The 12,704-nt window shown below is 34.1% G+C and carries 13 protein-coding genes; 8 read left to right on the top strand and 5 right to left on the bottom strand.

All coding sequences use genetic code 11. From position 1 onward, the window contains the following. Positions 1–43: 43 nt before the first annotated feature. Entirely contained in the window at positions 44–247 is a 204-nt protein-coding gene (locus K8V80_RS02230; RefSeq protein ID WP_338083532.1) for a transposase, read from the bottom strand. A 92-nt stretch (positions 248–339) separates the two neighbouring features. Here K8V80_RS02230 and K8V80_RS02225 point away from each other — a divergent pair, with 92 nt between their 5' ends. Continuing rightward, positions 340–600: an outer membrane beta-barrel protein gene (locus K8V80_RS02225; RefSeq protein WP_423773053.1), complete on the top strand. Its 261-nt coding sequence runs from the start codon at positions 340–342 to the stop codon at positions 598–600. Positions 601–1,038: 438 nt separating this feature from the next. Here K8V80_RS02225 and ispE read toward each other — a convergent pair whose 3' ends face one another. Further along, positions 1,039–1,854, bottom strand: coding sequence for a 4-(cytidine 5'-diphospho)-2-C-methyl-D-erythritol kinase (ispE, locus tag K8V80_RS02220; RefSeq protein ID WP_006744716.1), 816 nt, complete (start codon positions 1,852–1,854; stop codon positions 1,039–1,041). Between the two features lie 219 nt (positions 1,855–2,073). On the opposite strand from ispE, the gene dnaB reads away from it, so the two are divergent. Then, positions 2,074–3,606 (top strand): replicative DNA helicase, encoded by a 1,533-nt coding sequence (gene dnaB, locus K8V80_RS02215; protein WP_006744717.1) that lies wholly within the window; start codon positions 2,074–2,076, stop codon positions 3,604–3,606. A gap of 733 nt (positions 3,607–4,339) precedes the next feature. Here dnaB and K8V80_RS02210 read toward each other — a convergent pair. Next, complete coding sequence (locus K8V80_RS02210; protein WP_006744718.1) at positions 4,340–4,561, bottom strand: hypothetical protein; 222 nt, start codon at positions 4,559–4,561, stop codon at positions 4,340–4,342. 680 nt (positions 4,562–5,241) lie between these two features. Here K8V80_RS02210 and K8V80_RS02205 point away from each other — a divergent pair. From K8V80_RS02205 to K8V80_RS02195, 3 genes are all read left to right on the top strand, one after another. Beyond that, entirely contained in the window at positions 5,242–5,487 is a 246-nt protein-coding gene (locus K8V80_RS02205; RefSeq protein ID WP_006744719.1) for a GlsB/YeaQ/YmgE family stress response membrane protein, read from the top strand. 62 nt (positions 5,488–5,549) lie between these two features. Beyond that, entirely contained in the window at positions 5,550–5,759 is a 210-nt protein-coding gene (locus tag K8V80_RS02200; RefSeq protein ID WP_157450712.1) for a hypothetical protein, read from the top strand. Positions 5,760–5,947: 188 nt separating this feature from the next. Then, on the top strand, positions 5,948–6,442 hold the full coding sequence (locus K8V80_RS02195) for a 3'-5' exonuclease (protein WP_006744721.1): 495 nt from the start codon (positions 5,948–5,950) through the stop codon (positions 6,440–6,442). A gap of 3 nt (positions 6,443–6,445) precedes the next feature. Here the strand turns inward: K8V80_RS02195 and K8V80_RS02190 are convergent, their stop codons facing one another. Continuing rightward, entirely contained in the window at positions 6,446–6,835 is a 390-nt protein-coding gene (locus tag K8V80_RS02190; protein ID WP_006744722.1) for a hypothetical protein, read from the bottom strand. A 460-nt stretch (positions 6,836–7,295) separates the two neighbouring features. Here K8V80_RS02190 and K8V80_RS02185 point away from each other — a divergent pair, with 460 nt between their 5' ends. Together K8V80_RS02185 and K8V80_RS02180 are read left to right on the top strand one after the other, a co-directional pair. Further along, positions 7,296–7,982 (top strand): LysE family translocator, encoded by a 687-nt coding sequence (locus K8V80_RS02185; RefSeq protein ID WP_006744723.1) that lies wholly within the window; start codon positions 7,296–7,298, stop codon positions 7,980–7,982. A 187-nt stretch (positions 7,983–8,169) separates the two neighbouring features. Continuing rightward, complete coding sequence (locus K8V80_RS02180) at positions 8,170–9,105, top strand: ROK family protein (protein WP_276775140.1); 936 nt, start codon at positions 8,170–8,172, stop codon at positions 9,103–9,105. A 58-nt stretch (positions 9,106–9,163) separates the two neighbouring features. On the opposite strand, the gene K8V80_RS02175 is transcribed toward K8V80_RS02180, so the two are convergent. Continuing rightward, on the bottom strand, positions 9,164–11,653 hold the full coding sequence (locus tag K8V80_RS02175) for a family 20 glycosylhydrolase (RefSeq protein ID WP_276775138.1): 2,490 nt from the start codon (positions 11,651–11,653) through the stop codon (positions 9,164–9,166). Between the two features lie 219 nt (positions 11,654–11,872). Here K8V80_RS02175 and K8V80_RS02170 point away from each other — a divergent pair, with 219 nt between their 5' ends. Next, positions 11,873–12,244, top strand: coding sequence for a thioesterase family protein (locus tag K8V80_RS02170; protein ID WP_006744726.1), 372 nt, complete (start codon positions 11,873–11,875; stop codon positions 12,242–12,244). Positions 12,245–12,704: the final 460 nt, after the last annotated feature.

Below are 12,704 nucleotides of genomic sequence, written 5' to 3'. Positions count from 1 at the left end.
AACGATTAATGGTGCTAAATGAAGGACATTGTCCTCCACTAAGCTACATATAATGAATGTTCTCATCTAAACATTCAGCTATCTTACGACAAGAATAAACATTATTCATATAAGCATAGAAAACGACTTTTAAAAGTATGCGAGGATTGTAAGGGCTAGTGCCTCCTGCTTGGTACTGCTTAATTAAGTCTGTTAGATCCAAATCATCTACAATAGAATTAATTAGTCGTAATAGAATGATTTTCACCTATATGTTCATCTAATCGAGTGGGAAATAGGTAGATTTGGTTTTTCCATATTCCTATTCACGTAGGTTATAAGTTTTATTTTACAGATGATATGAAGTTGAATCTAAGTGCTGGTCCATTCATAGCTTTTGGTTTGGGAGGGAAAGCCAAGGAAGATGGTGAAAGTTATGATGTTTTTGGTTCAGATGAAGGCTTTAAGCGTTTTGATTTTGGTCTAGGTTTAAAAGTTGGCTTGGATATCAATAAAATCAATGTTCACATGGGGTATGATTTCGGCCTTATTAATGTGCATAATACTATGAATGATATACATACTAGAAACTTTTATATTGGATTAGCGTATAATTTCTAATATATATTACATAGATAGTTAAGGCACTCTTGTTTTATAACGTAGCAAGAGTGCCTTTTTATGTCTGATAATGTGTAGTATAAGTTTCCCCACTTTAATCATCATTGTAGAATATTTACACTATACATCACGGGATATGTGTGGATATACTCTACATGCTTGAAATGGCGTGGTTATCTATTGTTGAGTATAATATGAAGATAACCAATGCTTTAATGCTGTTTTGCCTCTTTGGCACACATTTTGATTTATATATAGTGGATAATGAAAGCAAGTATCCGTAATAACATTAGGCCCATTCTCGATGGGGTATCGATAGGGGGGGTAATGATAGATTAGTTTAGTTAGTTATAAAAAGGGAGTCCGTGAGGATTCCCTTTTTGGGTTTATTAAAGTTTGAGGAGAGTGAACTTTATTTTGTTACTGCAACTCTTTTATTTAAAGATTCAATAAGTATTTGCCTTCATTAGAATTTGGTATCAGAGTACAATTATCTTTAAAAATGCCATAAATAGAAGAACCAGCTCCCGACATTGATGCATAGATTGCTCCTGCTTGATAGAGTTCTTCTTTGATTTTCCCAAGTTCCGGGATTTCTTTAAAGATACTTTCTTCAAAATCGTTAGCCATCCATTTATGCCATTGTGCGATGGGTTTTTGAATAATTTCTTTTAGATTGAGTTCAGGTTGATGAGGCTTGATGTTTGAAAAAGCCATAGCTGTAGAGATAAATACATCTGGCTTAATAAGAAATATTTGGTAGCCCGATAGATTAAGTTCAATAGAGCTGAATATATTCCCTATACCTTCGGCAAATGTGGGCTTGTTTTGGATAAAAAAAGCACAATCTGCCCCTAGCTTTGCAGCATGTTCTTCCAACTCTGTTGTTGTGAGGTTCAGTTCGAAGGTGTCATTGAGCAGTTTGAGCATAAAAGCTGCATCTGAAGAACCACCACCCAAGCCTGCACCAGATGGAATGTTTTTATGTAGGTAGATGTGGATCGGAGGTAAATTATATTTTTCTTTTAACAGAAGATATGCTTTTACTACTAAATTATTTGCTAGATTACCCTCTATTGGAATACCACTTATGGATAATTCAAACGGTTTTTCTGTATGATCTAAAACTTCAATTTCTAATATGTCTTCAAGTGGAATAGGGTAGAAAATAGTTTCCAGATTATGGTATCCATCAGCACGTTTACCCACTATATTCAGACCTAGATTTATTTTTGCATTAGGAAATGATATCATTTTAATGTTTTTGCAGGGTTTATAGATTACAAAGGTAATATAGAATTTCCAGAGAGGAAGCTCAGAGCCCAAAAAATATATGGCTTTCAAAATGTTTGTGAAAACCTTTAATGTTCAGTTGATAATTGGTAAATTCGGCTGTATCTTTGCAATCCCTTTTTTAGAACTCTAAGAAGGGGTTCACTTTCTAGTAATATAATTAATATAGGAGAACTTTATATGTCCGATACAAGAATGTATAAGCGTAAACAAGAAAAGGATGCTCAACCTTTAGCTGATTTTGGGAAGATTCAACCACAAGCTCCCGAGTTAGAAGAGGTAGTACTGGGTGCTCTGATGATTGAAAAAGATGCTTATTCACTTGTTAGTGAAATTCTACGTCCTGAATCTTTTTATGAATACCGTCATCAGTTAATTTATGCTGCAATTACAGACTTGGCAATGAACCAAAAGCCTGTAGATATTTTAACAGTCAAAGATCAATTAGCTAAAAGGGGAGACTTAGAGGATGCGGGTGGACCATTTTATATTACCCAATTAAGTAGTAAAGTGGCTTCTTCGGCACATATTGAATACCATGCTCGGATTATTGCTCAAAAATATTTAGCTCGTCAACTGATTACTTTTACTAGTAATATACAAACAAAAGCTTTTGATGAGACTATCGATGTGGACGACTTAATGCAAGAGGCGGAAGGTAAGCTATTTGAGATTTCTCAAAGGAACTTAAAGAAAGATTATACTCAGATTAATCCTGTCATTGCTGAAGCCTATGAGATTTTGCAGAAAGCTGCTGCTCGTACAGACGGTTTAAGCGGTTTGGAGAGTGGTTTTAATAAATTAGATAAGATTACATCTGGATGGCAGAACTCCGATTTAGTTATCATCGCTGCTCGTCCTGCAATGGGTAAAACAGCGTTTGTCCTTTCTATGGCTAAGAATATTGCTGTTGATTTTCAAGAACCTATAGCTCTATTCTCTCTGGAAATGAGCAACGTACAGCTTATTAATCGTCTTATTGTAAATGTGTGTGAAATTCCTGGAGAAAAGATAAAGAGTGGTCAGTTGGCTTCGTATGAATGGTCACAGCTTGATTATAAAATAAAAGATCTTTTTGATGCTCCTCTCTATGTAGATGATACTCCTTCACTTTCAGTTTTTGAATTAAGAACCAAGGCAAGACGCTTGGTTAGAGAACACGGAGTAAAAATGATTATCATTGACTACTTGCAGTTGATGAATGCGAATGGAATGCAGTTTGGAAGCCGTCAAGAAGAGGTGAGTACTATTTCTCGATCTCTAAAGGGTTTAGCTAAGGAGTTGAATATACCTATAATAGCTCTATCACAGTTAAATCGTGGAGTAGAAAGCCGTGAAGGTATTGATGGAAAACGTCCACAGTTGAGTGATCTTCGTGAATCTGGTGCAATTGAGCAGGATGCCGATATGGTTTGCTTCATTCACCGCCCTGAATATTATAAAATCTTTCAAGATGAAAAAGGCCATGATTTACGAGGTATGGCAGAGATTATTATAGCCAAACACCGTAATGGTGCAACAGGTGACGTGCTTCTTCGATTTAAAGGAGAGTATGCGAAGTTCCAAAACCCCGATGATGACATGATTATCCCTTCTCCTGAAGCACCTGCTATGTTGGGATCGAAAATGAATCAAGTTCCCGAATCTCAAGCTCCACATCCGGCAGAAAGTGCCACTACTTTCTCTACAGATAATGGACCACTACCTTTTTAAATAATTAAAATTTAAATATTAAAAAGAGATTACTTCTAATTAGAAAGTAATCTCTTTTTTTGTGACAGTTATGGAGAGTCGGTTGTTAGTCCTATTTGTTTACTTATATTATCTATTAATGCAATAATTTTATATAAGTGGTATGTATCTATTCTTATTTATGCTAATAGAAAGTATGTTTATTTAACATTTTATTTGTTTAAAATTAGTGTTTATTTAATTTCTTTTGTATATTGCGAGTAGATATTCAAAAAGTATGCAATACTAACTAGATATTTAATATATTTTCACGTTGCCTTAGCGTAGGATAAACGTTTTAATAGCAGCTAACAGCAACTTCGTCGTAGCTTTAATAGTTACGTCTGTATAGTTTTATTTCATTAGATTATCTTAATTAAGTTGTTTGTAATGTTTTGTGGAAAAGTTACCAGATCGAAATGCGTTGTTAGTTGCTCACCATCTATTTTCTTGTGATAAGACAGTCTTTGGTGATATTTGGTAGCTTTTAAGTCCCCTTCTTATTATCCGTGAGAAGGGGACTTTTTCATTTTATTAAGATCGTATGGAGTTACTCAAATCTTTAATTCTATTCTATGTAATCAAGCATGCCTTCTACTTTATCTATGAGATAAAAGAGAGAAATGAGCAGTGTTGTATTTCTATTTTCTTCTATTAATTGGCATGTGTAATCAAATCTTTTGTTTGTTTGGGCTATTATCAGAGTATTGAAGTTTTATTCTACAGAATCTTTATTTTCTGGCTTAATTCCTCTTTTTCTCCATATAGCATTTAGTGTGAATAAAAAGGCTATAAAAAGAACGACACAAGGAACACTTGATTCTCTATAAGAATGAAATTCTAAAGCTCCTGTTATTTCTAAAATAAGATACCCCACAACAAAGAAAAGACACATAGCCAGTAATGTTGCAATTATTTTGGGAAATATTGATTTCATAGGGCTGATTAAAATTTATATTTGCTTACTTCTAATATACAGCTTATTTATGAAAAGAATAATTATGTATGACTAATAAAAGCCAATAGATAGTTATATTGGCTTTTATTAGTTCTTTATATCTAAATAATTACAAAGAGTTTACAAAAATACAATTAAATCGGGGTAATAAAAGAATAGAGGTAGTACTGAAAAAATATAATTAAGACATTTATACTAAGTGAGAAATGAAAAGTTTACAACTTATAACTACTTCATTTGGTATTGATCAATTAATCTTTATTGTAAGCAAACAAATTTTTCAGTTATGTAGATCAATATTTGGAACACGATCAATACTACCTCTATTTAGTATATAAACATCTCAATATTTAAAATAGTTCACTCCTAAAGTGTTAATAATTAGATTCATTTTAAGGATTATAAGAGGGCTTATTAAATGTGAGATAAATTCAGTTTTTATTGTAGTAAACTTAGGTGTTCTAAAGTGAGGGTTTTGTTTTTTATTAGATTCTGATAGAACACTTTTCAGGGTTTTAGTGTTGAGTAATTATAATAGAATCTATTGTTTAACTTGTATAAGGAAATGCATATACACTTTTATCTGAATATGTTATGGATAATATTTATCAGTAGAAGTGGGTTTATAGGTGATTTCTTTTACTAATAATAAAATTAATATGTCATTTATTTGGTTCATTCTGATAGGAGCATTAGCTGGTTATCTAGCTGGAACTTTCATGAAAGGTGGAGGTTTAGGTTTTATTTGGAATTTAATATTAGGTGTTCTTGGTGGAGTAGTAGGAGGCTGGGTGTTTGGTCTGTTAGGACTTTCTACTAATGGTGGACTAATTGGTAGTTTGATAACATCAGTAGTTGGAGCTGTTCTGCTACTTTATATTGCCAAGCTGATAGCTAGAAAATAAAAAAGGAGATAGAAATGATCTTGTTGTGGTATATCTGTATAGGAATTAGTGTTGGTCTGCTTATGGGGTGGATTTTCTACGAAAAGGGTTATGTAATGATGGCTGGAATAATCACAGCTATTCTAGGCTCTTTAATAGGAAGTGGGCTCTTTCAGCTATTTTCCGATTCGTTGGTGGGAGGTCTGATTTTTGCCACTCTCGGTGCAGTTCTCGCTGTTTTTATAGGAATTGCATTACTGATTCACTATGTGCGAAAGAATAAGCCCAACTAAAGATTAATTTTCAAAGAGTAAGGCTATTTACATAGCTTGTTTAAAAGAGTTGCTTGACCAATGAAGCAGCTCTTTTTTATTAAAAAGGTTGAAATACTTAATTTATTAATCAGGAATAATTATATTGTAATTCTACTTACTTTTTAATTGATAAGCCCTTTTGGAGAGGGGAGTGTTAAAAGATACTTATGGATAATTTTGTGGCGATAGATTTTGAAACAGCAAATGCCAATCGTTCTAGTATTTGCAGTGTCGGTATTGTTATTGTGAAGAATGGTGAGGTAGTCGATCGTTTTTATCAGCTGATACGTCCTATTCCTAATTTTTATACGTATTGGAATACTCGTGTTCATGGTTTAACCGATTATGATACGGCTATGGCACCCCGTTTCCCTGAAGTATGGTCTTCTATAGCACCTAAGCTACAGGGGTTGCCACTTGTTGCGCATAATAGTGCCTTTGATGAGAGTTGTCTCAAAAAAGCCTTTGAAGCTTATCAGTTGATTTATCCCAATTACATTTTCTACTGCACACTTAAAGCCTCGCGAAAATCTCTTCCTCGGTTAATTAATCATCAATTAGGTACGGTGGCTTCTTGCTGTGGATATAGTTTACAAAACCATCACAATGCCTTGGCCGACGCAGAAGCTTGTGCAGCTATTGCAATTAAAATCTTAAAATAATACTCAAGAGTTGAATAACTCTTTCCAGCTTTTATTAGAAAACTCTTTATGTTCTTGATTGAAAAGAACGAGTAATACTAGGATATTAGCCATAAATATATCTGCACTACTGATAGCTACTATTTCTATGTCTGACACGTTGCTCATAATACGAGGTGCTACAAAGAATGTAAATAGAGACGAAAGACCGAATATAACTATCCCTATTTTTAAATCATTGCATTTATACAATAATTTCTCTTTCTTGAATAGTAAGAGATAAATTGAAACGATAAGACCTATTCCTATAAATATTTGAGAGGTAGGAAATAATAGGTTTGTAAAAAAGCCACAAATGAGAGTTGTGCTCAATATGATTGCTCCCCCAATCTTGCATACATTTTGTGAATTCATAGTTTGATTAGTTTGTGTTATATAATACGGGCAAAGTATGAAATTATTTGGCAGTAAACAATAGTTTCCTTAAATAAAATAATTGTGCTTTTATGACTGTTTTTTAAGTAGTCTGTATTCTTGCAAACAGACTACTTATGTTAAATTTATTTAAACACATAAAGTCGTGTTTTACCTTAAAATGATTATTGAGGTTATTTTCTATCTATAAGATGTGTTATGTCTTTCTTTTTTAGCTTTTTGATTAATGAGTGTTTAGAATCGTTAAATGGGTTGTGATGCTTTATTAATCACTATTATAAGTATGTACTAGCTCCTTATATTAGGTTTAAAATAGTTAGTTAAATCCTAATATAAAGATTTATGTGAAAAAGTGTAATTGATTGATAAATTGTATTATTTTTGTATATATATGATATAAAGGAAAGCCTTCGGGATTCCTGCACAAAATTTTAAAGGTATGAATCTAGTCTTTAATATTCCGTGGGAAAGCTTTCTAAGCTTAACAATTGTCCACTTTTTTGCAGTAGTGTCTCCTGGACCTGCACTAATAGTCTTAATGAATATTAGTATGAATAAGGGGAGGCGTATTGGAAATTATTGTGCTTTGGGAGTTGGAGTTGGCATTGGCCTACATCTACTCTATACATTTCTAGGCTTGGCACAGCTTATTGGGTCTACTGCATGGTTGAGTCGATCTGTTATATTAGTAGCTTTAGCCTATTTTTCTTATATATGCTGGGGATTGCTGAATTCAAAAAAGGAGCAAGAACAAGTTCAGCTACAGATGCAAGCAACAACGAATAAGGATGCGTGGTCTGCTTTTACCCAAGGCTTTATTGCTTGTGCTATAAATCCCAATGCTATTGTTTTTTCAATAACTATGTTTGCACCAATAATAGATCCTAGTTGGTCTTTTTTCTCTTGTTTTGTGATGCTTATATGGTTAATATTTAATTGCTTCCTTGTATATGTAGGTTTTAACTTGGTATTTAGCAGTCCTAAGATATCTGCTTCTTATTTTAAGTATCGACATATTATAGATAGGCTTATTGCATTATTCTTCTTGTATCTTATTGTCTGCTTTGCAGCAAAATTATTTCCTCCTGAATGGACGGAATCATTCTCTGGATTATTATATTTCTAAACAGCCATCATAGTATTTACAGCTATGATATAAAAAGTAATCATGGTTAATAACAGATATCCCGACAATTTTGTCGGGATATTTTATTTTCATTCGGTAAATAACACTAAGTCAATTCTTTTATAGGGCAAAATATTATATATATCTTTGGTTAAGAAACACACTTAATGATAATATTACTAAGGTTATGAGAAACGTTATAGGAATAGATCTTGGTGGAACTTCAATCAAGTATGCCCTAGTTACCGAATTGGGTAAAGTATTGTATGGCTCTGAAGTTCCCAGTAAAGCAAACGAATCTGCAGATAAAATTATAGAACAAATAAAACTTGCAATTCAAGATGTGCTCCACTTTTCTGAGCAGAAAGATATTAAAGTTTATGGTATAGGTATTGGCTCTCCAGGCATTATTGATACAGTTACAGGAACAGTCATTGATAAAGCTGAAAACTTAAAAGGTTGGGAGAATATTCCTTTATCTCAGATATTAAAAAAAGAGTTTAATTGTCCTATTTATATGGATAATGACGCCAATGTGATGGGGCTTGCTGAGGCTGAATATGGTGCTGCTAAAAACTGTACTGATGTAGTTTTCTTAACTATAGGCACGGGTATTGGTGGTGCGTTGATCATAAATGGTAGTTTATATGGTGGTTATCGCAACCGAGGAGGGGAATTAGGTCATTTCCCTTTAATTGCTAATGGCGAGGCTTGTAACTGTGGTTCTGTAGGATGTTTTGAACAATATGCCTCTACTACGGCTCTTATTAGAAGATATAAGAGAAGATTAACAAAAGCAAATAAGCCCATTCCTGAGCATGTTGATGGCAAGATGATTGTTGAGAAGTTTAAGGAAAATGAGTCAGAAGCTGTAGAATCACTAACTGAGCATTGTGATTTTATTGGTCATGCGATTGCTGGATTCATCAGTATTTTCAGTCCTCAAAAAGTAATTATAGGAGGTGGAATAACCGATTCGGGTGAGTTTTATATTGAAATGATCAATGCCGCTGCACGAAAATACAGTATGAGTGGCAGCAATTTTGGTACAAAAATAGAGAAAGCAACATTAGGTAATCAAGCAGGGTGTTTAGGTGCTGCTAGCTTGGTATTTACTGCCTAGATTTTATAGAAATACAAAAGAGGGGTTGTTCTTATAAAAACAACCCCTCTTTTAGGTCTTATTTTTTGCTGCTGAATGCATGAAGTGTCGAAGTAACACTTTCTTTATTGAGGAAGAACACTTTTGCTTTTACTGTTTGGGCTAAGCACTTGATGGGCTCTGTCCATTGTTCAGACTTGGCATTGGGTTCTGTTCCGTCTGTGGTATATCTTATGATAGCTCCTGTTAGTGGAGAGTTTAGATATAGCATATTGTCTTTCAGTAGAATTCCTGCATGTGGTATTCTGTAATTTGCTTTTATACTATTGAGATAAGGAAACTCTTTGGTACTTATTCTTTTGTAGAAAGATGATAAATCCTCATAATATGCTGCTCTTTCTGCTTCTCCTTTTAAATATTCCCATTGAGGATGTGCATTCCAACCTCTTTCTACCAATCCCAAAATTTTAGGGAACACATAATACTCTACCCATTCTTGGCTGCGGATGGTTTCAGAAAAGAGTTGAGCTTGAATACCTAAAATATTCTCTTGAGCTTCTTTCTGTAATTTTACTTTTCCTTCATCAGCGAAATCTACTTGTACACTATCTCCATTTAGTTTTGTTCTGGCAGATTTATAGATGGAGAAAGGGAGCATAGAAAATGCTTTTGTTTCATCTACATATCCCGCCCAGGATAACCCTCTTTCTTCTGGATGTGGAGAATAGGCTAAGTCTAAGTAGAAGTTGTTTACATTACAAAGCACCACTTTGTATCCGTTGTTGGCAATAGAATAGGGGATGATGTCACTATGATATTCAGGAACGGTATTCCAACAATAAACAGCATCAACTACTTGAGTTAACTCTTTATCTATTTCTTTCGGGTTGTGAAGTGCTACCTCTTGCCAACCATCAAATTTTAGTCCTTTTTGAGCTAAAAGAGTAATCGCTTTTTGGAAGAAATACTCTGATAACTGTTTCGTGTCTTTTAAATTCTCTTTTTGCATTAGTGTTTGTGCCAAGGGCGAACCTAGCCAAGCACCTTTAGGTACTTCATCTCCTCCAATGTGAATGGAAGGAAGTGTTAGTCCTGCTTCTTGATACATTATTGCGATCTCAGAAAACACCTTATCTATAAATGTATAGGTAGAAGGTAAGGCTACATTCATTACATTATCTGTATAAGCTTGTGCCGATCTGTATTCCGACTTATCTTCAAAGTCGCAAAGTAGATATTCTTTAGCTTTGGCTGGGTCGGTATCTATATACTTGTCATATCTTGCATTCATGGCAACAATAGCTGCTCTAGAGTGCCCAGGACAATCTACTTCGGGAATAACACGGATGTGTCTAGCAGTGGCATATTGAAGTAAATCAATGAATTCTGCTTTGGTGTAATATCCGTTGCCCGTAGTTGCACCATTGGCATCAAATGCACCGTCGTAACTAGGATATAAGTTATTATTTTCATTTAGAGTATGACCTCTACGTGCACTGACACTCGTCAACTCTTCTAACCCAGGTATTTCTATTCTCCAACCCTCATCATCTGTAAGGTGTAGATGAAGAACATTTATCTTGTATGAAGCTAAAATATCAATTAGTTTTTTGACATTGTCGATAGTGGTAAAGTTTCTAGCTACATCTAGCATTTGTCCTCTATATACTAAGTCGGGATAGTCTTCGATACTAACACATTCTAATCTATAAGGAGCTGTTTGCCCTTTGAAGAGAGCCAATAATGTTTGGCAACCGTTAAACACACCATGAGCATTGATTCCTGATATTTCGATACCCTCTGAGCTCACTTCAAGTTTGTACTGTTCTCTATTTTTATGCATAGGGGCATTGAGATGAGTTAGCTTGATGGTAGTTGATGAAGAATCAACGACTTGAATGCCATATATCGTACTTAGTTTTTCTTGAAGAAGTTTTGCTTCGTTCTTAAAAATATCTTCGTAAACAAGAGATATTTCATGGGTTATATTTACTTGTCCCTCTTGCTTTATTGCCTTTTTTACAGACGGAAGGATATCATAATTATTGAGTTTACTCTTTTTGTCAATGCGTTCGTTGTGGGTATAAATTCTATTGTAGTCTATATGCTCGTAGTTGGTGCTGTGTTGTGTGCATTCTATTTTATAAGGAACATGTAAGGGAGATTGGTCCTCTTTGTTTTTTGTCCAATAGAATCCCTCTGGCTGATGGGATACGTTGGGTACGCCAGATGAAGTATAGTAGGTTATCTGAATTGAATCTCCTGGGGCAAGAGCTGTGTAATCTTCTGTGGGGACAATCTTAAAAAAGTTTGCATTAATTTCTTCCACTCGGAGTTGTGCTCCCTTATCTTGATTCATTCTTCGTGGGAACTGGGTAAAGTAGATCGCCCAATTTCCATCCAGAGAGTGGCTAGATTCATTTTTGACAGTGATACTATTCTCATAGAATTTCTCTTTGGTTGTATTATTAAATTGCCAAGTGAGTGAAACGGGGCAACTCGTATCTTTGGTGGAGCAAGAACTAAGCATAATTAAGAAAAATAATAAGTTCGTAAATTTTACTTTCATATAGATTCTCGTGTTTTAAATGTAGTTAGTTATTAGATAAAGTATGAATTAGTAATTAATTAAAAAGTACTCGTATTCACTATAAAGAAAGTGGTTTATTAATAATATATAACAATTTGCGTTCTTTTATTTCTTTATTTCTTAGGGATGTGCGATGGATGTCATAATCTTTTGTTGGTCTGCTTTTTATTTACGATTTTTACTAATAAAATTATTATCATGCTTAAAGAAGGATTAGATTACTCAACCGAAAGAATTGTAGAAAAAAGTAACTTAGCTGTAACTATGGGAAGTGGTGACTTACAAGTATTGGCAACACCTGCTCTAGTTGCAGCGATGGAAAATGCAGCAATGTTGGCTGTGGCAGATGCCTTGGATCCAACCGATACAACAGTTGGTGGACATATTGATATGAAACATTTACGCCCTACACCCCTAGGTGAAAAATTCACAGCTTATGCAAAAGTGGTACGTGTGGAGGGCAAGAAAATAGAATATTCTCTTATTGCAGAAGATGGCAAAGGCGTGATAGGTGAAGGAACTCACACTCGCTTTGTTGTGAATAGAGAGAAGTTTATGAGTAGATTATAAATGATAAAGGCTACATGCTTGATACCGAATAGAAAGAGAGATTGTTTTCATGGAAAGCAATCTCTCTTTTTTTATATGTAAAGATAAATGCGATTGTATAAAAATACAATCTAAAAAGTGTCGGTGTTTAAAGGAGCTCATATCAGGGTTAAAATTGCATCATGACACCGACATGTTATGATCATGTCGGTGTCATGATAAAACAAATACTTTGATTACAGAAAATATGTATTTATATACTTTTTGTCGGCATAAATATTCTGCATAGAGCAATCATAAAAAATGCCCATCTAAATGAATTAGACAGGCATTTTTTATTTAAAAGTTTAAAAATGGAACTTATTTGTTTTGATCTCTGTCAAGAGAGAATCTTCTTTTTTTGACTTCTTTACTCATCTTTTTATCTTGAACCCAAGGGTCTTTGCGATAGATAAGCAAGTCATAGGGTCTGTTGCTAAAT

The organism is Bacteroides coprosuis, from assembly GCF_020741705.1.
GTDB classification, from domain to species: domain Bacteria; phylum Bacteroidota; class Bacteroidia; order Bacteroidales; family Bacteroidaceae; genus Bacteroides_E; species Bacteroides_E coprosuis.
The sequence above is the reverse complement of the archived record's forward strand: the minus strand, read 5'-3'. Positions and strand labels throughout refer to the sequence as shown.

Bases quoted from the DNA above. Each gene is read 5' to 3' on its own strand.
- K8V80_RS02225 (WP_423773053.1), top strand. From the start codon at position 340: ATGAAGTTGAATCTAAGTGCTGGTCCATTCATAGCTTTTGGTTTGGGA.
- ispE (WP_006744716.1), bottom strand. From the start codon at position 1,854: ATGATATCATTTCCTAATGCAAAAATAAATCTAGGTCTGAATATAGTG.
- dnaB (WP_006744717.1), top strand. From the start codon at position 2,074: ATGTCCGATACAAGAATGTATAAGCGTAAACAAGAAAAGGATGCTCAA.
- K8V80_RS02210 (WP_006744718.1), bottom strand. From the start codon at position 4,561: ATGAAATCAATATTTCCCAAAATAATTGCAACATTACTGGCTATGTGT.
- K8V80_RS02205 (WP_006744719.1), top strand. From the start codon at position 5,242: ATGTCATTTATTTGGTTCATTCTGATAGGAGCATTAGCTGGTTATCTA.
- K8V80_RS02200 (WP_157450712.1), top strand. From the start codon at position 5,550: ATGGGGTGGATTTTCTACGAAAAGGGTTATGTAATGATGGCTGGAATA.
- K8V80_RS02195 (WP_006744721.1), top strand. From the start codon at position 5,948: ATGGATAATTTTGTGGCGATAGATTTTGAAACAGCAAATGCCAATCGT.
- K8V80_RS02190 (WP_006744722.1), bottom strand. From the start codon at position 6,835: ATGAATTCACAAAATGTATGCAAGATTGGGGGAGCAATCATATTGAGC.
- K8V80_RS02185 (WP_006744723.1), top strand. From the start codon at position 7,296: ATGAATCTAGTCTTTAATATTCCGTGGGAAAGCTTTCTAAGCTTAACA.
- K8V80_RS02180 (WP_276775140.1), top strand. From the start codon at position 8,170: ATGAGAAACGTTATAGGAATAGATCTTGGTGGAACTTCAATCAAGTAT.
- K8V80_RS02175 (WP_276775138.1), bottom strand. From the start codon at position 11,653: ATGAAAGTAAAATTTACGAACTTATTATTTTTCTTAATTATGCTTAGT.
- K8V80_RS02170 (WP_006744726.1), top strand. From the start codon at position 11,873: ATGCTTAAAGAAGGATTAGATTACTCAACCGAAAGAATTGTAGAAAAA.